The organism is Arthrobacter sp. Y3223065 (assembly GCF_059090885.1).
In genome coordinates this window covers 618,691-641,282 of record NZ_JBNHGC010000003.1, presented here as the reverse complement: position 1 = coordinate 641,282, position 22,592 = coordinate 618,691, and the positions used below count along the sequence as shown (strand labels likewise).

Annotated in this window: 19 protein-coding genes and 2 tRNA genes; 16 read left to right on the top strand and 5 right to left on the bottom strand. The window is 65.1% G+C overall.

The genetic code is table 11. The features are described 5' to 3' along the window. Positions 1–33: 33 nt before the first annotated feature. The 12 genes from dnaA (at position 34) to AC5RUK_RS11530 (ending at position 12,976) form a co-directional block, all read left to right on the top strand. Positions 34–1,476 carry a chromosomal replication initiator protein DnaA gene (gene dnaA, locus AC5RUK_RS11585; protein ID WP_493988366.1) on the top strand — a complete coding sequence of 481 codons (1,443 nt, stop codon included), beginning with the start codon at positions 34–36 and terminating at the stop codon, positions 1,474–1,476. A 516-nt stretch (positions 1,477–1,992) separates the two neighbouring features. After that, a complete protein-coding gene (gene dnaN, locus AC5RUK_RS11580) occupies positions 1,993–3,117 on the top strand; it encodes a DNA polymerase III subunit beta (protein WP_493988367.1) in 1,125 nt (374 codons plus the stop codon). Between the two features lie 34 nt (positions 3,118–3,151). Beyond that, the gene (gnd, locus tag AC5RUK_RS11575; RefSeq protein WP_494152246.1) at positions 3,152–4,078 is read left to right on the top strand and encodes a phosphogluconate dehydrogenase (NAD(+)-dependent, decarboxylating); all 927 of its coding nucleotides are present in this window, start codon (positions 3,152–3,154) and stop codon (positions 4,076–4,078) included. Between the two features lie 10 nt (positions 4,079–4,088). Continuing rightward, the gene (recF, locus tag AC5RUK_RS11570) at positions 4,089–5,285 is read left to right on the top strand and encodes a DNA replication/repair protein RecF (RefSeq protein WP_494152245.1); all 1,197 of its coding nucleotides are present in this window, start codon (positions 4,089–4,091) and stop codon (positions 5,283–5,285) included. After that, complete coding sequence (locus AC5RUK_RS11565; protein WP_494152244.1) at positions 5,266–5,904, top strand: DciA family protein; 639 nt, start codon at positions 5,266–5,268, stop codon at positions 5,902–5,904. Before recF ends, AC5RUK_RS11565 begins: the two co-directional genes overlap by 20 nt. Positions 5,905–6,219: 315 nt before the next feature. Next, complete coding sequence (gyrB, locus tag AC5RUK_RS11560) at positions 6,220–8,244, top strand: DNA topoisomerase (ATP-hydrolyzing) subunit B (RefSeq protein ID WP_493988895.1); 2,025 nt, start codon at positions 6,220–6,222, stop codon at positions 8,242–8,244. A gap of 85 nt (positions 8,245–8,329) precedes the next feature. Further along, positions 8,330–11,005, top strand: coding sequence for a DNA gyrase subunit A (gyrA, locus tag AC5RUK_RS11555; RefSeq protein WP_494152243.1), 2,676 nt, complete (start codon positions 8,330–8,332; stop codon positions 11,003–11,005). Next, positions 11,002–11,565 (top strand): DUF3566 domain-containing protein, encoded by a 564-nt coding sequence (locus AC5RUK_RS11550; protein WP_493988372.1) that lies wholly within the window; start codon positions 11,002–11,004, stop codon positions 11,563–11,565. The genes gyrA and AC5RUK_RS11550 overlap by 4 nt, the downstream gene beginning before the upstream one ends. A 60-nt stretch (positions 11,566–11,625) precedes the next feature. Further along, positions 11,626–11,699: transfer RNA gene (locus AC5RUK_RS11545), tRNA-Ile, on the top strand. A gap of 36 nt (positions 11,700–11,735) precedes the next feature. Continuing rightward, the gene (locus tag AC5RUK_RS11540; RefSeq protein WP_494107038.1) at positions 11,736–11,852 is read left to right on the top strand and encodes a DLW-39 family protein; all 117 of its coding nucleotides are present in this window, start codon (positions 11,736–11,738) and stop codon (positions 11,850–11,852) included. Between the two features lie 36 nt (positions 11,853–11,888). Further along, a tRNA-Ala gene (locus AC5RUK_RS11535) sits at positions 11,889–11,961 on the top strand. A gap of 109 nt (positions 11,962–12,070) precedes the next feature. Beyond that, positions 12,071–12,976: a DMT family transporter gene (locus AC5RUK_RS11530; RefSeq protein ID WP_494152242.1), complete on the top strand. Its 906-nt coding sequence runs from the start codon at positions 12,071–12,073 to the stop codon at positions 12,974–12,976. Between the two features lie 3 nt (positions 12,977–12,979). On the opposite strand, the gene AC5RUK_RS11525 is transcribed toward AC5RUK_RS11530, so the two are convergent. Continuing rightward, positions 12,980–13,819: a glycosyltransferase family 2 protein gene (locus tag AC5RUK_RS11525; protein ID WP_494152241.1), complete on the bottom strand. Its 840-nt coding sequence runs from the start codon at positions 13,817–13,819 to the stop codon at positions 12,980–12,982. A 126-nt stretch (positions 13,820–13,945) separates the two neighbouring features. Next, positions 13,946–14,944, bottom strand: a complete 999-nt coding sequence (locus tag AC5RUK_RS11520; RefSeq protein ID WP_493988399.1) for a hypothetical protein — start codon at positions 14,942–14,944, stop codon at positions 13,946–13,948. Positions 14,945–15,063: 119 nt separating this feature from the next. Between AC5RUK_RS11520 and AC5RUK_RS11515 the strand changes: the two genes are divergently transcribed. The 3 genes from AC5RUK_RS11515 to AC5RUK_RS11505 all read left to right on the top strand — a co-directional run bounded on the left by AC5RUK_RS11515 (position 15,064) and on the right by AC5RUK_RS11505 (position 18,341). Further along, positions 15,064–15,606 (top strand): peptidylprolyl isomerase, encoded by a 543-nt coding sequence (locus AC5RUK_RS11515; protein ID WP_493988400.1) that lies wholly within the window; start codon positions 15,064–15,066, stop codon positions 15,604–15,606. A gap of 61 nt (positions 15,607–15,667) precedes the next feature. Further along, complete coding sequence (locus AC5RUK_RS11510) at positions 15,668–16,525, top strand: rhomboid family intramembrane serine protease (protein WP_494152240.1); 858 nt, start codon at positions 15,668–15,670, stop codon at positions 16,523–16,525. A gap of 640 nt (positions 16,526–17,165) precedes the next feature. Beyond that, complete coding sequence (locus tag AC5RUK_RS11505; RefSeq protein ID WP_494152239.1) at positions 17,166–18,341, top strand: NAD(P)-dependent malic enzyme; 1,176 nt, start codon at positions 17,166–17,168, stop codon at positions 18,339–18,341. An 85-nt stretch (positions 18,342–18,426) separates the two neighbouring features. Here AC5RUK_RS11505 and AC5RUK_RS11500 read toward each other — a convergent pair whose 3' ends face one another. Together AC5RUK_RS11500 and AC5RUK_RS11495 are read right to left on the bottom strand one after the other, a co-directional pair. Continuing rightward, positions 18,427–19,419, bottom strand: coding sequence for a magnesium and cobalt transport protein CorA (locus AC5RUK_RS11500; protein WP_494152238.1), 993 nt, complete (start codon positions 19,417–19,419; stop codon positions 18,427–18,429). Positions 19,420–19,425: 6 nt separating this feature from the next. Continuing rightward, entirely contained in the window at positions 19,426–19,677 is a 252-nt protein-coding gene (locus tag AC5RUK_RS11495; protein ID WP_493988404.1) for a cell division protein CrgA, read from the bottom strand. Positions 19,678–19,946: 269 nt separating this feature from the next. Between AC5RUK_RS11495 and AC5RUK_RS11490 the strand changes: the two genes are divergently transcribed. Then, positions 19,947–20,591, top strand: coding sequence for an aminodeoxychorismate/anthranilate synthase component II (locus AC5RUK_RS11490; protein ID WP_494152237.1), 645 nt, complete (start codon positions 19,947–19,949; stop codon positions 20,589–20,591). Between the two features lie 52 nt (positions 20,592–20,643). Here AC5RUK_RS11490 and pknB read toward each other — a convergent pair whose 3' ends face one another. Further along, positions 20,644–22,581 (bottom strand): Stk1 family PASTA domain-containing Ser/Thr kinase, encoded by a 1,938-nt coding sequence (gene pknB, locus AC5RUK_RS11485; RefSeq protein ID WP_494152236.1) that lies wholly within the window; start codon positions 22,579–22,581, stop codon positions 20,644–20,646. Between the last annotated feature and the right edge of the window lie 11 nt (positions 22,582–22,592).

Here is a 22,592-nt window from a genome sequence, read left to right as displayed (position 1 = left end):
GATTTCGGGCGGGCTGTCGGCAAATGCCGAAGCATGCTGAGCATTTCTGAGGGGTACTACGTGGACACGGACCAGATAAATGACGTCGGAAGTTCTTGGCGCAAAGTGGTCCGGACGCTGGAACAAGACGACCGTGTCTCACCCCGGCAGCGCGGCTTCATCGTCTTGGCGCAGGCCAAAGGCCTGATCGGCACAACGCTGCTGGTGGCGGTCCCCAACGAACTGACCCGCGAAGTCTTCCAGTCGCAACAGCTCAAAGACCCGCTCCACGATGCACTGTTCGAAGTCTTCAAGGACGACATCCTCTGCGCTTTCAGCGTCGACACGGATATGGCTCCGCAGGCGGAACCGGAATCCGAACAAGAGCCCCGTCCGGCCCCGGCGGTCGTGCGGAGCGAGTCGCTGCCCCAGCCGGCGGCGCAGGCCGCTTCCCCGGAACTGGGCAGGCTCAACCCGAAGTACATTTTCGACACCTTCGTCATCGGTTCATCCAACCGCTTTGCCCATGCCGCGGCCGTCGCGGTGGCCGAAGCACCGGCCAAGGCGTACAATCCCCTCTTCATATATGGCGACTCGGGCCTCGGGAAAACCCACCTGCTGCACGCCATCGGGCACTATGCGCGCCATCTCTACAACAGCATCCGCGTCCGGTACGTGAACTCGGAAGAGTTCACGAATGACTTCATCAACTCCATCCGCGACGATGAGGGCGCCAGCTTCAAGCAGCTCTACCGCAACGTCGACATCCTGCTGATCGACGACATCCAGTTCCTGGCCAACAAGGATGCGACGCAGGAAGAGTTCTTCCATACGTTCAACGCCCTCCACAACCACAGCAAGCAAGTAGTCATTACTTCCGACCTGCCGCCGAAACAGCTCTCCGGTTTCGAGGAGCGCATGCGGTCCCGGTTTGAGTGGGGGCTGCTGACGGATATCCAGCCGCCGGAACTGGAGACCCGCATTGCGATTCTGCGCAAGAAGGCCATCAGCGAGGGGCTGTCCGTCCCCGACGAGGTCCTCGAGTACATCGCCTCGAAGATTTCCACCAACATCCGCGAGCTCGAGGGCGCCCTGATCCGCGTCACCGCGTTCGCCAGCCTGAACCAACAGGCAGTCGACATGGGTCTCGCCGAGATAGTCCTCAAAGACCTGATCACCGACGAAGGTGCCCAGGAGATCACGTCGGCCACGATCCTTGGACAGACCGCCGCGTATTTCAAGCTCAGCATGGAGGAGCTGACCAGCAAGTCCCGGACCCGGACGCTGGTGACGGCCCGCCAGATCGCCATGTACCTGTGCCGGGAACTGACCGACATGTCCCTGCCGAAGATCGGCCAGGAACTCGGCGGCCGCGACCACACGACCGTCATCCACGCCGACCGGAAGATCCGCGAGTTGATGGCGGAGCGTCGGGCGATTTACAACCAGGTCACGGAACTGACCAACCGCATCAAGCAGCAACAGCGCGAAAGCTAGCCTCTCTGGGCCCGGCGGCCTCCTGCCGTGAACTACACCGGTGAAATTAACAGGTGTGGATAAGGCTGTGGATTCTTAAGTGGAGAACCGGTGGTCTTAAGAGGAAAACCACCATGCACCCTGTGGACGCCCGAAATTCGAAGGATCTTCGTCCACAGGCACCCGGTGCCGGTTACGGACGCCCTGCACATGTTGTGAACAGCCAACTTCCGCCAAGGGGAAGGGCCAACCGGGGTTTTCCACAGTATCCACAGCAGTTATTAACACTACGAATCCCATTTCTTGAAGTTCTTCCAAATAACATTTGACCCTGTCCCGGTTCCCACGCATCGTGCCGAATCGGCTCTCCCGGACGTCGTCGCACTCTCGGTGCGCAATGACGGTTGCTGCGGCTAAGCTTGCACAAAGAATCGTTGCCATCTGCTTCAACCCGGTGCTCGCAGTCCCACGCACTGCACCCGGCCAGACGCAGGCGGTCTTCCCCGGCATGTTCGTTGTGAAAGGTGGCTTACTTCAGTGAAGTTCAGAGTTGATCGGGATGTTCTGGCGGAAGCCGTGACATGGACAGCCCGTTCCCTGTCACCACGTCCGCCTGTCCCCGTTCTGTCGGGCCTGCTCATCCGGGCCGAAGGCGGCATGGTGAGTCTTGCCAGCTTCGACTACGAGATTTCCGCCCGGCTTCAGATTCCGGCGGACGTCACTGACGAAGGCACCATCCTGGTCTCCGGACGCCTTTTGGCCGACATCTGCCGAAGCTTGCCGTCGGCACCTGTCGATATCGAAACCGACGGATCAAAGGTCGCTCTCTCCTGCCGCAACAGCCGGTTCAACCTCGCCACCATGCCCGAAGGCGATTATCCGGAACTCCCTGCCCTGCCCGATGTCAGCGGCGTTGTGGACGGAGAGGCGTTCGCCCAGGCTGTCAGCCAGGTCATCATTGCGGCGAGCCGTGACGACACCCTGCCCATCTTGACCGGTGTCCGGATGGAAATCGAAGACGATTTGATTACTCTGCTGTCCACCGACCGCTACCGCCTGGCCCTCCGGGAGCTGTCCTGGCGCCCGACGACGCCGGGCATTTCCACCAGCGCGCTGGTCAAAGCCAAGACCCTGAGCGAAGTAGCCAAAACGTTGGGTGGTTCGGGCGACCTGAACATCGCGCTTTCGGACAATAGCGAACTCATCGGCTTCGAAAGCGGCGGACGCCGCACCACGTCGCTGCTGGTCGATGGTGACTACCCCAAGATCCGTTCGTTGTTCCCGGACAACACCCCGATCCATGCGACAGTCGAAACCACGACGCTGATCGAAGCCGTCCGCCGTGTTTCGCTGGTGGCCGAGCGCAACACTCCGGTCCGCCTGGCCTTCACCGATGGTCTCTTGACCTTGGACGCGGGAACCGGCGAAGACGCCCAGGCGTCGGAGGCGATCGAAGCGTCGCTCTCCGGCGACGAAATCACCGTCGCCTTCAACCCGCACTACCTGTCCGAAGGCTTGAGCGCCTTTGACAGCAAGTACGTCCGGTTTTCCTTCACCACGCCCCCGAAGCCTGCGGTCATATCGGCCCAGGACGACCTCGAGGGCGAAGACAAGGAAGACTACCGGTACCTGCTCATGCCAGTGAGGTTGCCCAACCAGTAATTTGATCCCACCGACCCATGGACGAGAGGAAAGAGTGACTGGGATGCACATCGGACTGATCGGCTTGGGCCGGATGGGTTTCAACATGCGGCAGCGGCTCCGGGACGGCGGCATCGAGGTGACCGGCTATGACCGGAACCCGGAGGTCAGTGACACAGCGACCGTTGATGAAATGGTCCGGGCGCTGCCCGGTCCGCGCACCGTGTGGGTCATGGTGCCCGCCGGCGAGGTCACCGACACGGTCATCACGGAGCTGGCCGGTAAGCTCTCCGCCGGAGACCTGGTGATCGACGGCGGCAACTCGAAGTTCACCGAAGACCAGAAGCACGAAGCCCTCCTGGCCGAAAGCCGGATAGGTTTTATCGATGTCGGCGTGTCCGGCGGGGTCTGGGGCCTGGCGAACGGTTATGGCCTGATGGCGGGCGGAGCCAGCGAGCTCGTGCAGGCAGCGATGCCGGTCTTCGACGCACTGCGGCCGGAGGGCCCGCGGGAGGAAAGTTTCGCCCACGTGGGTGACGTCGGCGCCGGCCACTACGCCAAGATGGTGCACAACGGGATTGAATACGGGCTGATGCAGGCGTACGCCGAAGGGTACGAACTGCTGGAAGCCAAGGACATCATCAAGGATGTTCCGGGCACTTTCCGGGCCTGGCAGAAGGGGACGGTGGTCCGCTCCTGGCTGCTGGACCTGATGGTGAAGGCGCTCGAAGAGGACCCGGGGTTGAGCCAGGTCAGCGGTTACGTCGAGGATTCCGGCGAAGGCAGGTGGACCGTCGAGGAAGCCATCGAGCACGCCGTCCCGGCCCCGGCCATTACCGCTGCGCTGTTCGCACGGTTCGCGTCGCGCCAAGATGATGCGCCCGCGATGAAGATGGTGGCCGCCCTCCGGAATCAATTTGGCGGACACGCAGTCAGAAAGCCCGCACAAGACCAGTCCGGCCCCTGCAACGAGTCGAAGTAGCTGTAACGCATTGTTTGTTGAATACCTGTCCCTCACCGATTTCCGCACCTACCCGCAGCTGGACATCGCCCTGAAGCCCGGCATTACGGTGTTTGTCGGAGCCAACGGAGTCGGCAAGACCAACATCGTCGAGGCCATCGGCTATCTTGCGTCGCTCTCATCACACCGGGTCAGCAATGACGCACCGCTCATCCGGTTCGACAGCCAGCGTTCGCTGGTGCGGGCGCGGGTGGACCGCGGCGGGCGCAGCACCTCGCTGGAGCTGGAAATCACCGCGGGCAAGGCCAACAGGGCGCGGATTAACCGTGCCAACCCAGTGCGCGCCCGGGAGATCCTCGGGCACCTGCGCACGGTGCTCTTCGCCCCCGAAGACCTCGCGCTGGTCAAAGGCGACCCGTCCAGCCGGCGCCGCTTCCTGGACGAGCTGCTGGCCAGCCTGGTTCCGCACCACGCGGCCACCCGCAGCGATTTTGAACGCGTCCTCAAACAGCGCAATGCCCTGCTCAAATCGGCCCGCGCCAGCGGACGGTTCACCGCCGCCCACGAAGCTACCTTGGAGGTCTGGGACCAGCACATGGCACAGGCCGGGGCCGCCCTGCTGAAAGCACGGCTGGAACTGGTGGACCTGCTGCAGCCACACCTGGACGCCGCGTATGCCGCCCTCACCGATGGATCCAAGCATGCGGCCGCCGTCTACCGATCCACCATCCACAGCCAGCTATCGGATGACGGCGAGGTGGAGAACGACGGCGGGGCGGGGCTTCCGCCGTTGGCAAGCCTGGGTACGGCCGAACTGGCGGACCTCTACCTTGCCGCCTTCAAACAGCAGCGCAAACGGGAAACGGAGCGGGGCGTCTCGCTGGTGGGACCACACCGGGATGAGTTGGAACTGTTGCTGGGACCGGCGCCGGCCAAGGGCTACGCCTCGCACGGCGAAACCTGGTCGCTGGCGTTGGCCCTCCGGCTGGCTTCGTACTACGTTTTCTGCGACGACGATGCGACTCCGGGCGCGACTCCTGTCCTGATCCTGGACGATGTCTTCGCCGAACTGGACAACCAGCGGCGGACCAAGCTCGCGGGCATCGTGGCCGGCGCCGAACAGGTGATCGTCACGGCTGCGGTGGCCGAAGACATCCCCGAGGCCTTGGCGGGAGAACAGTTCATGGTAGTGCCGGGAGGCGTGGCCAATGGCCAGGAAACCGCCTGACCGGGCCCAGCCGCAGGAGCCGGCAGAGCCGGTGGGACGTCGGCCGGACCTGCCCGATCCGGCGGTGCCTCCCCTGCCCGCGGGCCGGGCCGGAGCTGAGGCGTCACAGGACGAAGGCGCTGTGGAAGACCTGGACGCCGCGAAAGCCGTCCTGAACCGGGTGCGCCTCGCGGCAGCGGCCCGCGGCGACGTGCGCACCCGGGCCAACAGCCGCCGTCGCCCGTCCAAGGGGGCACGGCCTGCCGGGGGGTCGCAGGATTTCGGCCGCGACCCCCAGGGGGTGGGGCGCGTGTTCGACCGGTTCGTCGCAGAACGCGGTTGGAACTCCCCGGTGGCGGTCGGGTCGGTCATTTCGCGGTGGGATGAATTGGTCGGCGCGGACATCGCCGCCCATTGCCGCCCGGAAAGCTTTGAGGAAACCACGGTGCAGGTCCGCTGCGACTCAACGGCCTGGGCCACGCAGCTGCGTTTGCTCAGCAGCGCCCTGCTGAAGCGCTTCGATGAAAAGCTGGGCCCCGGCGTCGTCACCAAAATCCAGGTCCTGGCGCCGGCAGCGCCCAATTGGCGCAAGGGCAAGAGGTCCGTCGGCGGCCGCGGACCGCGGGACACCTACGGCTGATTTCGCCCCTCACAGGATGCCCGCGGGAAGCAGCGGGCCCGCGCTTGCTTAGACGGCGTGTAGGGCGCTGGAGACGTCCGCGGACATACACCGTCCCATCGGGCACCCGGCGGCGGCGTCAAAACCCGGTTTCCGTGCCGCATAGAGCCATGTTCGTGCAGGATTCACCGCCCCGACACGGTAGAATTGACTAGGCGGCGCCCGTCCTCTTACCGGAAGGGCGCCGACACACGAGTCCCCCGGACGGAACACAAGGAGTCAACGGCAACTGTGGCAGAGGACAATGAGCTGGAAAACACCGGCGCAGAACCCCAAATGACAGAGGGCAACGACGGCAAGCACTACGACGCCAGCGACATCACCGTCCTTGAAGGCCTGGAAGCCGTCCGCAAGCGCCCGGGCATGTACATCGGTTCCACCGGTCCGCGCGGGCTGCACCACCTCGTTTATGAGGTCGTGGACAACTCCGTCGACGAAGCGCTGGCCGGCTACTGCGACACGATCAACGTGACGCTGCTGGCCGATGGCGGCGTCCGGGTGGTGGACAACGGCCGCGGCATTCCCGTGGACATGCACCCGACCGAGGGCAAGCCGACCGTACAGGTCGTCATGACCATCCTGCACGCAGGCGGCAAGTTCGGCGGCGGCGGCTACGCGGTCTCCGGCGGCCTGCACGGCGTGGGCATCTCGGTGGTCAACGCGTTGTCGGCCCGCGTGGAGACCGAGATTCGCCGGCAGGGCTATGTCTGGCACCAGTCGTTCGCCAACGGCGGCCTGCCCGTGGGCGACCTGCGCCGCGGCGAGGAGACCACCGAGACCGGGACCTCGCAGACCTTCTGGGCAGACCCGGAGATCTTCGAATCCACGGAATTCGACTTCGAAACACTGCGCGCCCGGTTCCAGCAGATGGCCTTCCTGAACAAGGGCCTCAAGATCGTCCTGACCGATGAGCGCCACCCGGAAATCCACGCACCGGACGCCGAGGACGTGGACCTGGACACGACACCGGGCACCGAGGTCGAGACCACGGCGGAACACCGCCAGGTCGTCTACAAGTACGATCACGGCCTGCTGGACTACGTCACCCACTTGAACTCCTCCAAGAAGGTGGAAGTCATCCACCCCGAGGTGATCGCGTTCGAGACCGAGGACACGGACCGCAAACTCTCGGTGGAAGTTGCGATGCAGTGGACCACCTCCTACTCGGAGAGCGTCCACACCTACGCGAACACCATCAACACCCACGAAGGCGGCACGCACGAAGAAGGCTTCCGCGCCGCGATGACCTCGTTGATCAACCGCTATGCACGCGAGAAGAACCTGATCAAGGAGAAGGAAGAAAACCTCACCGGCGACGACATCCGCGAAGGCCTCACCGCCGTCATCTCCATGAAGCTGGGCGAACCCCAGTTCGAGGGCCAGACCAAGACCAAGCTGGGCAACTCCGAGGCCAAGGGCTTTGTGCAGCGCGTGGTCACGGACGAACTCGGCGACTGGCTGGAGCGCAATCCCGGACCGGCCCGCGACGTGATCCGCAAGTCGATCCAGGCCTCGCAGGCCCGGCTGGCCGCTCGGAAAGCGCGCGAATCCACCCGGCGCAAGGGGTTGCTCGAATCCGGCGGCATGCCCGGCAAGCTCAAGGACTGCTCGTCCCGCGATCCATCCAAGTCGGAAATCTACATCGTGGAGGGCGACTCCGCAGGCGGCTCAGCCGTCCGCGGCCGGAACCCGGAGACCCAGGCCATCCTGCCGTTGCGGGGCAAGATCCTGAATGTGGAGCGGGCCCGGCTGGACCGCGCGCTGGGCAACGCCGAGGTCCAGGCCATGATCACCGCGTTCGGCGCCGGCATCGGCGAGGACTTCGACGTGGAGAAGGCCCGGTACCACAAGATCGTGCTGATGGCCGACGCCGATGTGGACGGCCAGCACATCACCACCCTGCTGCTGACCCTGCTGTTCCGTTACATGCGCCCGTTGATCGAGAGCGGTTACGTCTACCTGGCGCAGCCGCCGCTCTACCGGATCAAGTGGTCCAACCACCCCCACGACTATGTCTTCAGCGACCGTGAGCGGGACGAAACCGTCCGCCGCGGCCTGGCGAACAACCAGCGGCTGCCCAAGGAGAACGGCATCCAGCGGTACAAGGGGCTCGGCGAAATGGACTACACGGAGCTGTGGGACACCACCATGGACCCGGAGCACCGGACACTGCTGCAGGTGACGATGGAGGATGCCGCCGCCGCGGACCAAACCTTCTCGATCCTGATGGGCGAAGACGTCGAATCCCGGCGCACCTTCATCCAGCAGAACGCCAAGGATGTCCGCTTCCTCGACATTTAGCCCCCGCCGCAGCCGGCCGGTGAACGGCGGCACGCGGCGGCCGACCGGGCCGCACCAAGGTTTTGACGCAAAGGAAACTTAAACGATGAGCGACGAAGAGACGCCCGACCTGCCCGAAGGCATCGGCGATGAGCCGATCGAGGGTGAAATCCTGACCGACCGGGTGGAGCAGGTCGACCTGCAGACCGAAATGCAACGGTCCTACCTGGACTATGCCATGGCGGTCATCGTCGGGCGCGCCCTGCCGGACGTCCGCGACGGCCTCAAGCCGGTGCACCGTCGGGTGCTGTACGCGATGTTCGACGGCGGCTACCGCCCCGAGCGTTCCTTTAACAAGTGCGCCCGTGTGGTGGGCGAGGTCATGGGCCAGTACCACCCGCACGGCGACATGGCCATCTACGATGCCCTGGTCCGCCTGATCCAGGACTGGACCATGCGTTACCCGCTGGCGCTGGGGCAGGGCAACTTCGGCTCGCCCGGCAACGACGGTGCAGCCGCCCCCCGGTACACGGAAACCAAGATGGCGCCGCTGGCGCTGGAAATGGTCCGCGACATCGACGAGGACACCGTCGATTTCCAGGACAACTACGACGGCAAGAACCAGGAACCGACCGTCCTGCCCGCCCGCTTCCCGAACCTGCTGGTCAACGGTTCCTCGGGCATCGCCGTCGGCATGGCCACCAATATTCCCCCGCACAACCTGCGTGAAGTCGCCGACGGCGTCCAGTGGTACCTGAACAATCCCACTGCCAGTCGTGAAGAACTCCTCGAAGCGCTGATCCAGCGGATCAAGGGTCCCGACTTCCCCACCGGCGCGCAGATCCTGGGCCATAAGGGCATAGAGGACGCCTACCGCACCGGCCGGGGCTCGATCACCATGCGCGCCGTGGTCAACGTGGAGGAAATCCAGGGCCGCACCTGCCTGGTGGTCACGGAACTTCCGTACCAGGCGAACCCGGACAACCTGGCCATGAAGATCGCCGAGCTGGCCAAGGAGGGCAGGGTCGCCGGCATCGCCGACCTGCGCGATGAGACCTCTGGCCGTACGGGCCAGCGCCTGGTGATTGTGCTCAAGCGCGACGCCGTGGCCAAGGTGGTGCTGAACAACCTCTACAAGCACACCTCGCTGCAGGAGAACTTCGCGGCCAACATGCTCGCGATCGTCGACGGGGTGCCCCGCACCCTGACCCTCGACGCGTTTATCCGCCACTGGGTCACGCACCAGTTGGAAGTCATCGTCCGGCGCACCCGCTTCAGGCTGCGCAAGGCCGAGGAGGAAGCGCATATCCTGCGCGGCCTGCTCAAGGCCCTGGATGCACTCGACGAAGTCATCGCCCTGATCCGCGCCTCGTCCACGACGGAAGAAGCCCGCGACGGCCTGATGCAGTTGCTGGACATCGACACCGACCAGGCCTCGGCCATCCTGAACATGCAGTTGCGCCGGCTGGCCGCGTTGGAACGGCAAAAGATCCAGGACCGCCACGCCGAACTCGAGCGGATGATCCAGGAGTTCAACCGCATCCTCGCCTCCGAAGAAGCCCAGCGCAACATCGTCAGCGAGGAACTCGCCGAGATCACCGGCAAGTACGGTGACGACCGCCGGACCCAGATCATGATGGGCTACGGCGGGGACATGAGCATGGAAGACCTCATCCCCGAAGAGGAAATGGTCGTCACCATCACCCGCGGCGGGTACGTCAAGCGCACCCGCAGCGACAATTACCGCTCCCAGCAGCGTGGCGGCAAGGGTGTACGCGGCGCCCAGCTCCGGGGCGACGACGTCGTCGAGCACTTCTTTGTCACCACGACGCACCACTGGCTGCTGTTCTTCACCAACCTGGGCCGGGTGTACCGGGCCAAGACGTACGAACTGGCCGAAGGCAGCCGCGACGCCAAGGGCCAGCACGTGGCGAACCTGCTGGCCTTCCAGCCGGACGAGCACATTGCCCAGGTTATGGACCTGAAGGATTACCAGCAGGCACCCTACCTGGTGCTGGCCACCAAACGCGGCCTGATCAAGAAAACCCGGCTGGAGGACTACGACACGAACCGTTCCGCCGGCGTCATCGCGATCAACCTGCGCGACGGCGACGAGCTCGTCTCGGCGCGGCTGGTCGCCGAGACCGACGACATGATGCTGGTTTCCCGGCGCGGCCAGTCCCTGCGGTTCACCGCGACGGACGAGGCGCTCCGGCCGATGGGGCGGGCCACGTCCGGCGTGACCGGCATGAAGTTCCGCGAGGACGACGAACTGCTGGTGGCCGGCGTGCTGCGCGAGGACTCCTACGTCTTCATCGTGACCGCGGGCGGTTACGCCAAGCGGACCAAGGCCGACGAATACCGGGTGCAGGGCCGCGGCGGCTTGGGCATCAAGGTGGGCAAGTACCAGGAAGAACGCGGGCATCTGGTCGGTGCACTGATTGTGCAGGAGGAAGACGAGGTGCTGGTGGTGATGGAAAGCGGCAAGGTGGTCCGCTCCTCCGTCGCCGGTGTCCCCGTCCGGGGCCGCGACACCATGGGCGTCATCTTCGCCAAGCCGGATAAGAAGGACCGCATCATTGCCGTGGCCAGGAACTCCGAACGCGGCCTGGGCGGCGACGAGGAAGACACCGAGGCGTCGGACACGCCCCAGGGTCCCGAAACCGGCGCCACAACAGACGCCGAATCTGCGCAGCAGGCAAACGATGAAGTACCGTTGGACGCAGACATGACGCAGTCCGCAGCCGAATCGCCGGCGCCGGAAAACGGAGGTAACGAGTGAGTACACCTAAAACGCCACGGCCGGGTACGCGCCCGCAGCCGGCCAACGCGCCTCGGGCTACCACTCGCAACGGCGGCACGCCGGCCCGCCCGGCCCAACGGCCGGCGGGCAGCGGGCAGCGGCCGGCCAACGGCGGGCAGCGCCCGGCCGGCCAGGCCGCCCGCCCGGGACTCGTGCGACCAGCCCCGAAGGCCAAGGTCCGCCGTGCCCGCCTGCTGGTCAGCAAGGTCGACCCGTGGTCGGTGCTGAAGATGGCCTTCCTGCTCTCCGTTGCCCTGGGCATCGTCACCGTGGTGGCCTCCATCGTCCTCTGGACTACGCTGGACATCACCGGCATCTTTGACCGGGTCAACGGGCTCCTGACGGAAGTAGCGGGCACCGAGGGCGGCGGATTCGATCTGCGGTCCTATGCTTCGCTGGGACAGGTCGCCTCCTTCGCCACCATCATCGCCGTCGTCAACGTGGTCTTGTTGACCGCGCTGGCGATGCTGTCCGCGGTGCTCTACAACATCTCGGCGACGTTGGTCGGCGGCATCGGGGTCACGCTGACGGACGACTGAGCCGATTTGAAGTTCCGGCCCGGCGTACTGTAAAGTCGTATCTCGGCCCGCAAGGGCAGGGGGCGTATAGCTCAGGCGGTTAGAGCGCTTCGCTGATAACGAAGAGGTCCCAGGTTCAAGTCCTGGTACGCCCACGGATTGACTGATCCCACCGATGTCGGGAGGACACCGTGAAGAAGTTGCTGCTGATGGCAGCCGCGGCCGCGGGTGTCTTCGTGTACAAGAAGTGGCAGGAATCCGAAGCGGAGAAAACCGCATGGAGCCGCGCGACCGATAAGGTCGAGTGACTCAAACATCGGCCGGGCTGACCGGCCGGACCCTCCGGGGGCATGGCGCAATTGGTAGCGCACCTGCTTTGCAAGCAGGGGGTTAGGGGTTCGAGTCCCCTTGCCTCCACCGGAAATACGAGGCCCCGATCTGCGGATCGGGGCCTCGCTGCGTTCGCTCCCGCACCGCCTCCGCGACGGGGTGGGGATTTAACCGGCTTCGCCCCTACGCTGAAGGTGTGATCATCTTCCTGGCCACGCTGGCTGTGCTCGGCATCTCCGCGTCCGGTCCCATCATGGCTGCCACTGCCGCCCCCGCCCTGGCCATCGCGTTCTGGCGGAACATCATCGGCGCCGTGGTGATGGGAGTACCGTCAGCCATTGGCCGCCGCCATGAGTTCAGGAACCTGACGACGTCGGACATCGGCTATAGCGCGGTGGCGGCCGTCGCGCTGGCACTCCACTTCGCCTGCTTCATCACCGCCTTGCAACTGACCTCGGTGGCGGCGGCGACTGCGTTGGTCTGCCTGCAGTCGGCGTGGATCGTCCTGTTCAACCGGCTGCGGGGCATTAAGGCGTCCCGGCTGATCCTGTGGGGTGTTGGCCTCGCGTTCGCCGGCGTACTGGTGATCTCCGGGTTCGACCTGCGGCTCTCCAGCGAGGCGCTGTTGGGCGACTTGCTCGGCCTGGTCGGCGGGGCCATGGCCGGGATTTACACGATGGCTGGCAGCCGGGTGCGGCGCCGGCTCTCGACCGGGCCGTACACCACCATCTGCTACGGGTTGTGCGCACTCATCCTGCTGGCCATGGCGCTGGCCTTCGGGCAGCCGCTCGCGGGGTTCCCGCCGGAGGCGTGGGCCGGGATCCTGGGCGTGACCGTGGTTGCCCAGTTGCTGGGACACTCGGTGTTGAACCATTTGCTGGCTGTCTTGAGCCCGCTGGTGGTTTCGATGATCATCCTGTTGGAAATTCCCGGAGCTGCGGCGCTGGCGGCCGTGTTCCTCGGCGAGTCCCTCCCGTGGGGCACCTACGCGGGGCTCGCACTGATCCTGGCGGGCCTGGCCGCCGTCGTGCTCTCCCAGAACCGGGCGAGGGTGCAAGAAGGCATCCCGGCGCCGGAAGCCAGCAGACCCGGGAGGGAATAACGGCTACAGGCCGCCGCGCGCCACGCGGACCTGCGTCCGGGCCTGGTGGACCCGGCGCAGGAGCTTTGCAGGGTAGTAAACGCTCATGAAAATCAGCATGGGCACGCGCGCCATGCGGCGGTCGATCTTGTGGACGTTGTACGTCCGGTCGAAGCGCGTGACGTAGTACCGGTAGTCCTTGGGCGAGTCTTCCAGCCGCCGGGCAGACATTCCGCTGATCATTTCCGGCACGTACTGGATCCTGAGCGCGTGGTCGGCCAGATGCACGGAGATATCGATGTCCTCGTGCATCTCGTCTGCTTCGTCGCGGCAGACCTCGTTGCGGATAATGTCCCAGGCCCCGCGACGGATCGCCATGTTGGAACCGAAGAGGAAGTGGTACTGCTTCTTGGCCAGTTTCAGGACGAAGCGGCGCAGGCGGTCGTCGGCCTGGAGGCCGAAGCGCCGCATCGGCATGTCGTAGTACAGCACCGGACCGGTGCACGCCATCACTTCCGGGTCGGCGAAAGCCGCCTGCACACGCTCAACCCAGTCAGGTTCCAGGACGGAATCCGCGTCAATCCGGCCAAGGATTTCCCCGGTGGCATGGTCCAGCCCGAAGTTGCGGGTGGGGATCAGGCCTTGCTCCGCATCCTGCTCAAGCAGGATCAGCGAAACCTCCGGGTATTCGTCCTGCATCGCGCGGACCAGGTCGGCCGTCCCGTCCGTCGATTTATTGTCCACGACTATGATTTCCCACGGTGCCACTGACTGGCACACCGCGGCGTAGATGCATTGGCGGATGACCGACTCTTCATTGAAGGCCGGGATGACAATCGACACGCTGGGCGCAGCACTTCTCACGGCATGAAATCTATCAGCCCGCCCACCGGGAGGCAGGGAAGCCGCGTCATGAGGGGATCGGCCAGGAAAAACGAATGGGAGCTCCCCCACCGGGGAGCTCCCATTACTGAGTGTGCAGAAGGAAAACTACTTCTTGGTGTCCTTCTCGGCGGCAGCGTCGGCAGCTTCGGCTGCCTTCTGGCCGGCCGCGCGCGCGGAGCGGGTTGGAGCGCTGCCGGTCGCCTTGGCCGTGGCAGCTGCGGCTTCGGAACCCTTATCGGCGGCAGGCGTTCCCGCTGCGGTATCCGAGGCGGCGGGGGCTGCAGCGTGCTTGGCTGTTGCGGTGTCGGCAGCCGAGGCGGTACCCGGCGTGGTTGAGGCCGAGGCCGAGGTCGACGGAGCGGTGGTCGTGGAGGTTTGACCCGGCGCCGGAGTCGAAGCCGTCGGCTGGACCGGCGTCTTCCACGGATCCTCGACCGGCCGGGCAGCGCGCCATGCCGCCACACCTGCCGTCGCCGCCGCGGCCAGAATGCCCACGATCAGCCACCCTTTGCCGCCACCCGACTTCTGCTGCCTCTTCAACTCCTTGGCCGCCTTCCTGGCGTGCCCGGCTGCTGCCTTCTGGGCTTTCTTGAGGCCCCGCTTGGATCCGCCTGCCTTGATGACGGCGGCCTGGACCGATACGGGCAGCGCGGTCTTATCCAGCGTCTTGGCGACCTGGTCCGCGGTCGCGCCGAGCCGGGCGGAGACGGACGGAATGTACTCGCCGACCACTTTGTCCCGGGCGTGCGTGATGGCGGGGGCGGCCCGATCCAAGGTTTCCTGTATGCGCGGCGTCGCCTCATCCACAACGTGGGAAATCTTCGGCGCGAGGCTGTCCAATCCACCCTGGATCCTCGGCGTGACAGTGACTACTGAGTGGGAAAGATCCTTGGCGGCCTTCTGCAATCCCCCCTGGATGCGCGGTGAAGTGGTCTCAATCCCCTTTTCGATCCGCGGGATAACCCAGTTCCGCGCGGCTGCCATCTTGGGAGAGGCCCAGTCCTTGGCTGTTCCCACGAGGACAAAAACATTGCCTTCTGCGTCGTGGGCTATTCGTTTGGTCTTCTTCACTACTACCTCCCGGAAATGGTGACGGTCGTTCATCAGCCTACTTCCTGCACTTGCAGACGGCTATGCCGTTGGTGAAACGCGCGGGATTTTCACTCATCGCGGAACCGGCCGCTGGCGGGAACCGACGGGAATCGCCGTGGAAGAATGGTGCCATGACTGCTATCGCTACAGCTAAAGCCACTATCCACACCAACCACGGCGACATCGTGGTGAACCTGTTCGGCAACCACGCCCCGAAAACCGTCAAGAATTTCGTCGGGCTGGCCACCGGCGAGATCACCTGGAAGCACCCGCAGACCGGCGAAGAGACGAACGCCCCGCTCTACGACGGCGTCATCTTCCATCGCATCATCAAGGACTTCATGCTCCAGGGCGGCGACCCGCTGGGCCAGGGCATCGGCGGCCCGGGCTACCAGTTCGACGACGAGATTAACCCTGAACTGAACTTCAACGAGCCCTACAAGCTGGCCATGGCCAACGCCGGCATCCAGGGGGGCCGCGGCACCAACGGATCGCAGTTCTTCATTACGACCGTTCCCACCACTTGGCTGCAGGGCAAGCACACGATCTTCGGCGACGTCACCGACGAAGCCTCGCGTGCCGTCGTCGACTCCCTCAACGCGGTGGCTACAGACCAGCGGGACAAGCCGCTGGAAGACGTGGTCATCAAGAACATCACTGTCGAGCAGCTCTAAGTTGCCTATTGTCCCCGCCCGGAACCCGGGCGGGGACCTTTTTCCCAGCAGGAGCGCCTTAATGTCCTACGGAATGCCGGCCGAACCGCCGCAGACCGATGTCCCCGTCTGTCCGCGGCATCCGGACCGCGTCTCCTATGTGCGCTGCCAGCGCTGCGGTCGCCCGGCGTGTCCGGAATGCCAGCGCACGGCGTCGGTCGGCGTCCAATGCGTTGACTGCGTCAACGAAGCGGCGCGCAGCCTGCCGACTGTCCGTACCGTCTATGGCGGAGCCGCGGCGGTCGGCCGGCCCATGGTCACGCTGACCCTGATCGGCATCTGCGCCGCTGCCTATTTGCTGCAGTGGGTTGTTCCCGGCTTTACCGAAGAGTTCCTATACGCGCCGGTCTACACCCTTCCGACCCCGATCTACGCGCCGGAACCGTGGCGGATGATCACCTCGGCTTTCCTGCACTCGCCGAACTTCCTCCTGCACATTGCCTTTAACCTCTACGCATTGTGGATCTTGGGCCGGCACCTGGAGCCCTTGCTGGGGCGGCTGAGGTTCCTGGCGCTGTACCTGCTTTCCGGCTTCGGCGGTTCGGTCGGCGTGCTCCTGCTTTCCGCCCCCAACATCCCCGTGGTTGGCGCCTCCGGGGCGATCTTCGGTCTGTTCGGCGCACTGTTCATCGTGCAACGCCAACGCGGCGGCGAGGTCAAATCGCTGTTGGTGCTGATCGGCATCAACGCGGTGCTCGGCTTCGTTGTCTCCGGCATCGCCTGGCAGGCGCACTTGGGTGGACTGCTGGTCGGCGCCTTGTCCGCCGTGGTGCTGGCCTACGCGCCGAGGGGGAAGAAGCGGAGCATGGTCCAGTTCACGGGGCTCGGCGCCATCTTGCTGGTGCTGGTCGCGGTCACCGCCCTGAGGGCGCTGACGTAACCCAGGAAGGCTTCCGCCAAGGGCGGGCAGGAACAGCGTCCTACGTGGACGCAGTACCTGCCCGCCCTTCCTCTTGTCCCCCTGTACGGATTCAACCGCACGCTGTCCCCATCCTGTGGGCGAACTGTGGAAAGATCTGATTCCACATCCCGGGTGAAACGATGTTATCCACAACAGTTATGCACAGTGAGGATAAGTTACACACATGTAATTCCACAGGTGTGGATAACGCGATGACAGTCGACAAATGGCTGAGGAGGGAGTAATCCCCAAAGTTATGCACGTCTGTGGATAACTTCGGTCTACAACTGTGAAAACGTGGACAACTAAGGCTGCAGCCCCTGCAGGCAGGCAAGCACTACAGTGGAAATGCGAAACAATCGGCCGACCGAAGACATATGCAGACCCTGCGGCCCGACCGTCAGGTAGCCTAAAAATCGGTCCCCTCGCTCGACCAGCCACGGGGCCCGCGCGGCCGTCCCGGAACCCAGGCGATAGTCGGAACGAATGCGCCGCGCCCGATGGCCTCGAGAACGGCCGGCCGCGGCCTCTCGGAGGACCTGCTTCCTGTCGGGCCTGTCCCAGGCCGGGCCACTCATGCGCCCTCCCGTGAAGGGAAGGAACAACAGAAGGAAACTACGTGACTACCGAAACTGGCAACTCCGCACGAATCGACCTCACCCGCGAGGAGATCTTCAGCGCCCACGAGGGCGGCAAGCTGCAGATCGGCCTCACCGCCCCGCTGGAGACCAAGCGCGACCTTTCCATCGCCTATACACCGGGGGTGGCCCAGGTCAGCCGTGCCATCAACGCGGATCCGGAAATGGCCGGGAAATACACGTGGGCCTCGCGCTTGGTGGCAGTGGTCTCCGATGGCACCGCGGTGCTGGGATTGGGTAACATCGGCGCGGCTGCCTCGCTCCCGGTGATGGAGGGGAAGGCTGCCCTCTTCAAGCAGTTTGCCGGCCTGGACTCCATTCCGCTGGTACTCGAGACCACCGACGTCGACGAGATCATCGAGACCCTGGTGCGGCTGCGCTCGAGCTTCGGCGCCGTCAACCTCGAAGATATTTCGGCGCCGCGCTGCTTTGAGCTCGAAGCCCGTCTCATCGAAGCCCTGGACATGCCGGTCATGCACGATGACCAGCACGGCACCGCCGTCGTAGCCCTTGCTGCGCTGACAAATGCCGCCCAGGTGGTCAACCGCGAGCTGGCGTCGCTGAAGGTGGTTATCTCCGGGGCGGGGGCGGCGGGCATCGCCGTCGCCGAAATCCTGCTGGCCGCCGGGGTTGCCGACGTGACGCTGCTGGATTCGCGCGGCATCATCCACAGCGATCGCGGCGATTTGACCGGGGTCAAGGCCGCCTATGCCGCCCGCACCAACCCGCGCGGAGTGACCGGCGGCAGCGCGCAGGCGCTCGACGGGGCAGACGTGTTGATCGGGGTTTCCTCCGGCACGATCCCGGAAGAGACCTTGGAGAAGATGTCCGACGACGCCATCATTTTCGCGCTGTCCAACCCGGATCCGGAAGTACATCCGGATACGGCCGCGAAGTTCGCGAAGGTCGTGGCCACCGGCCGCAGCGATTTCCCCAACCAGATCAACAATGTCCTGGCTTTCCCGGGAATCTTCCGTGGCGCACTGGACGCCGGTGCCCGCCGCATCACCTCCGCCATGAAGGTCGCGGCGGCGGAGGCAATCGCCGGTATCGTCGGGGAAGACCTCGCGGCCGACTACATCATTCCCAGCCCGCTGGACCCCCGGGTCGCCCCGGCCGTTACCGCTGCCGTGATGGCCGCGGCAGACGCCGGCTGACCGTCCGGCGGCCGCCGTCCTGCCAGGAGCCCGTTCCCGTGTCCAGGGGGCGGGCTCCTGCCCCATCTGCCCCGTCGGGCAGGCTTCAGAGCCACCTGTTGCGCCGGAAGAACCAGTAAAGCCCGAGGGCGGTCAGGAACATCAGGACCAGCGACATCGGGTAGCCCAGCGGCCAGTCAAGCTCCGGCATCACGGTGAAGTTCATCCCGTAGACCGAGGCCACCAAAGTGGGGGCGAAAAGTATGGCGGCCCACGACGAGATGCGCTTGACCTGTTCGTTCTGTGCAACGCTGGTTTCGGTAAGTTTCTGCGCCTGAAGGGTGGAGCTGAGGCTCAGGGCGTTCTGCAGGACGGCCCGGAAGGCGTCGACGCGCTCGTTCAGCCGGATCACATGGTCCTCGACGTCACGCAGGCCGCGGGCCACCTCAAGGTCCAGGGCAGGATCGTCGGTGCCTCGTTCGAGGACGGTGATCATGCCCTGCAGCGGCTGCAGGGCACGCTGGAACTCGATGACCTCGCGCAACAGTTCGTAGATCCGTCGTGAAACGTCTGGATCGCCGCCGAAGAGCTGGTTTTCGATCTCGTCGATGTCGTTCTCCAGGCCGTACACCACCGGTTCGTACTCATCGACGACCTGGTCCAGGACCGCGTAGAGCGCCGCCTGCGGTCCGGTTGCCAGCAAATCGGGCACGGCCTCCATCCGTTGCCGGACGTGCGCCAAATCCGGCGACTCCGCGTGCCGGACGGTGATCAGGAAGTCCCGCCCCATGAAGACGTGCAGTTCGCCGAACTCCACTTTCTCCGTCTCGTCGATGTAGCGCGCGGGACGGAGTACGGTGAAGAGCGTGCGGCCGTATTGTTCCAGCTTGGCGCGCTGGTGGCCCCGCAAGGCGTCCTCCACCGCCAAGTGGTGCAGGTCGAACTCCGCTGCCACAGCGGCCAGCTCCGGCTCGCTCGGCCGGTAGAGGCCAATCCAGGCCATGCCCGCGTACCGGTGCAGTTCGCTGAACGTCTGCTCCAGGGTTTTGGGCGTGGCGGCACGGACGCCGTCGACGTAGATGCCGTTATCGACCAGCATGACTGCCTACGAGCGCCACCTGGTCGTCATCAGGAAGCCGGCGATGGCGATACCGAAACCGATCATGATGTTCCACGACCCTGCTGCCGGCAGCGGCCATGCCCCCTGCGTGATGTAGAAAACGATGATCCACAACAGGCCAATAATCATGAGGCCGAACATGACCGGTTTGAACCAGACGGCGTTGGGCTTATTGCCCTTGGCGGTCAATTCCTCGGGACGCCGTTCGGTCCTCTTGCGGCGCTTCGACTCGGGCACAGATCCTCCGGGGCATCAAGGGGTGGTTGGCACTGCCTGACCGGGGCCGCAATCTCCATGCGAGTCCGCCGCCGCCGGCCGTCTAGCTGTTTAGTCTAGCCAATGTATGTGACGTTCGCCGCCGCGCATTTGCCGGGATCACCGCGCGGGACCGATCATGGAGTGAGTGCTGCTGAATTGCCGCTTGGCTCCTGGTCCCCTGACGGGGCGCCGGCCGGCTCCCGCAGCCTCCTGTCCCGGAACAACTCCACGATTGGCACGACCGTCACATGAGCAAGAATCCGCGCATCCTCGTCGTCGACAACTATGACAGCTTCGTCTACACCCTGGTCGGTTACCTCCAGGAACTCGGCGCGGAAACGACTGTGGTCCGCAACGACGACGTCACCCTCGAGGAGGCGGTGGAACTGGCCGCAGCCCGCGACGGCGTGTTGGTCTCCCCCGGCCCGGGAACGCCGGCTGAGGCGGGCATCTGCATCGAGCTGATCCGTTGGTGCGGCCGGGAAGCGAAGCCCATGTTCGGCGTGTGCCTGGGCCACCAGGCGCTGGCCGAGGCCTATGGTGCCACCGTCACCCACGCTCCGGAATTGATGCACGGGAAGACCTCCCACGTGACGCACGGCGACCAGAACGCCTTCGTGGGTGTGCCGAACCCGTTCACGGCCACCCGCTACCACTCGTTGGCAGCCGTGCGCAGCACCATCCCTGCCGAGCTGGAGATTACCGCGGAGACCGACAGCGGAGTCGTGATGGGGCTGGCGCACCGGAGCGCGCCCCTATGGGGCGTGCAGTTCCATCCCGAATCGGTGCTGACCGAAGGCGGCTACCTGATGCTCGGCAACTGGCTGGAGTCCCTCGGTGCGGAGGGCACGGCCGAACGCGCTGCCACGCTCAGCCCACTCATCACCCACTGAGCCCTCCGGGACGGGACCGCCCCGGAGGGCCGGTCCCCTCTACCGGTTGGGCTCAGTCGTTGCCGTTGCCGTTGCCGTTCCCATTGCCGCGGCCGTTCCCGCTGCCGTTGCCCGAGTTGTTCCCGCTGCCGGAGCCATTTCCTTTGTTGGAATTCTCCGGGTCGGACGTCGCGGTCTCCGAGGGCTCAGGTGCAGGCGGTTCAACGGTGACCGTCAGGACAATCTCGGTACCCTGTTCGACATCCGTTCCCGCTTTAACGCTCTGGCCGACGACGGTGCCGGGCGCGACCACCTCGTTGTCGACCTCTTGCACCCGGTAGGGCAGGGCGACGGCCGCGTCTTCCAGCATCGTGCCGGCTTCTTCGAGAGTCTTGTTCATCAGGTCGGGAACGCGCACCATGCCGTTCGAGATGACCAGGTCCACCGTGGAGCCGGTCTTGACCTTCTCGCCGGGAGCGGGCTTGGTGGTCACCACATTCCCGCGCGGCAGGGTGGCGCTGTTCGCCGGAACGTTTTCCCCCGGCTCCAGACCCAGGTTCCGGAGCTTGTCCCGTACCTCGGCTTCGGTGCGGCCGGCCAGGTCCTTGGGAATAGTGGCGAATTCGCTGCCTTGGGAGATGTAGACCACGACTTGGCTGCCCGGTTCCAGCTGTTCTCCGACGTCCGGATCGGTTCGGGTTGCCATGCCCGCTTCGACGTCGTCGCTGAACTCCTGTTCAACCCGTGGCTGGAGGTCCGCTGCCCAGACGGCGTTGGTAGCGGCGTTCTGGTCCATCCCCGCCACGGCTGGAACGGCAACCGTATCCGGGACGGCGTTCTGCACCAGCATGTTGTAGACGTAGTAGCCCCCGCCCACCAGCACCAGCAGCAGGGCAATGATCAGCGTGACAATCCAGGCCCGGCGCTTGGCCCGGCGTTCGGGTTCGATGTCCTCTTCGGTGCCCACGGCCAAGGCTGTGGGAAGATGCCCGCGGTCATAGGAGGCGGTGTCCGGTCCGGCGTCGTCGTCGGGTGGGTAGGCGGTGCGGGATAGTTCCGGGGATTCGTCAGACACGGCCTGGGCCTGCTGCGTGATCAGTTCCGTGGCGGGAGCCAGTGCGGGAAACGCTTCCGTTGCCGTCCCGACCGCCTGGTGCGAAGTCCCGGCCAGGGCCGCACGCAGCGCGTCCGAGAATGCCGCGGCCGTCTGGAACCGGTCGGCTTTGTCCTTTTGGAGCGCATGTTCCAGCACGGAATCCAGCGCAGGAGTGACGTCCGGGTTGAAGCGGCTGGCCGGTTCGGGGAGTTCGCGGACATGCTGGTAGGCCACGGAGACCGGGCTGTCACCGATGAAGGGCGGACGGCCGGCAAGCATTTCGTAGAGCAGGCAGGCGGCCGAGTACAGGTCGCTGCGCGCATCCACGGCTTCGCCCCGGGCCTGCTCGGGGGAAAGGTACTGCGCGGTCCCCAGGACGGCCTGGGTCTGCGTCATCGTCGCTGCCGAATCGGCCAGCGCCCGTGCGATGCCGAAGTCCATCACCTTCACGCTGCCGTCCGGCGTGACCATGACGTTGGCCGGCTTTATGTCGCGGTGCACGATGCCCGAGCGGTGGCTGTATTCGAGCGCGGCCAGGACGCCGAGGGCATAGCGGACCGAATCCTCGATGCTCAGCTCGCGGGCCTTGATGAATTCACGCAGCGTCCGGCCCCGGACGTACTCCATCACGATGAACGGGACCTTGACGTCGTGCGCCGCACCCCCGGGTAGATCCATGTCCCCGGTGTCGTAGACGGCAACGATTGCCGGGTGGTTCAGCCCGGCCACCGCTTGGGCTTCGCGCCGGAACCGGGACTGCAGCATCGGGTCGCGGGCGAGGTCGGCGCGCAGCTGCTTGACCGCCACCGAGCGGCCCAGGCGGATGTCGCGGCCCAGCAGCACATCGGCCATCCCGCCGCGTCCGATGAGTTCACCCACCTCGTAGCGGCCAGCCAGAATGTGCGGCGAGTCCACTGGTTGTCGTC

Bases quoted from the DNA above. Each gene is read 5' to 3' on its own strand.
- AC5RUK_RS11565 (WP_494152244.1), top strand. From the start codon at position 5,266: ATGGCCAGGAAACCGCCTGACCGGGCCCAGCCGCAGGAGCCGGCAGAG.
- AC5RUK_RS11510 (WP_494152240.1), top strand. From the start codon at position 15,668: ATGTCCTACGGAATGCCGGCCGAACCGCCGCAGACCGATGTCCCCGTC.
- gyrA (WP_494152243.1), top strand. From the start codon at position 8,330: ATGAGCGACGAAGAGACGCCCGACCTGCCCGAAGGCATCGGCGATGAG.
- gyrB (WP_493988895.1), top strand. From the start codon at position 6,220: ATGACAGAGGGCAACGACGGCAAGCACTACGACGCCAGCGACATCACC.
- AC5RUK_RS11515 (WP_493988400.1), top strand. From the start codon at position 15,064: ATGACTGCTATCGCTACAGCTAAAGCCACTATCCACACCAACCACGGC.
- AC5RUK_RS11500 (WP_494152238.1), bottom strand. From the start codon at position 19,419: ATGCTGGTCGATAACGGCATCTACGTCGACGGCGTCCGTGCCGCCACG.
- AC5RUK_RS11490 (WP_494152237.1), top strand. From the start codon at position 19,947: ATGAGCAAGAATCCGCGCATCCTCGTCGTCGACAACTATGACAGCTTC.
- dnaA (WP_493988366.1), top strand. From the start codon at position 34: ATGCTGAGCATTTCTGAGGGGTACTACGTGGACACGGACCAGATAAAT.
- AC5RUK_RS11520 (WP_493988399.1), bottom strand. From the start codon at position 14,944: ATGAACGACCGTCACCATTTCCGGGAGGTAGTAGTGAAGAAGACCAAA.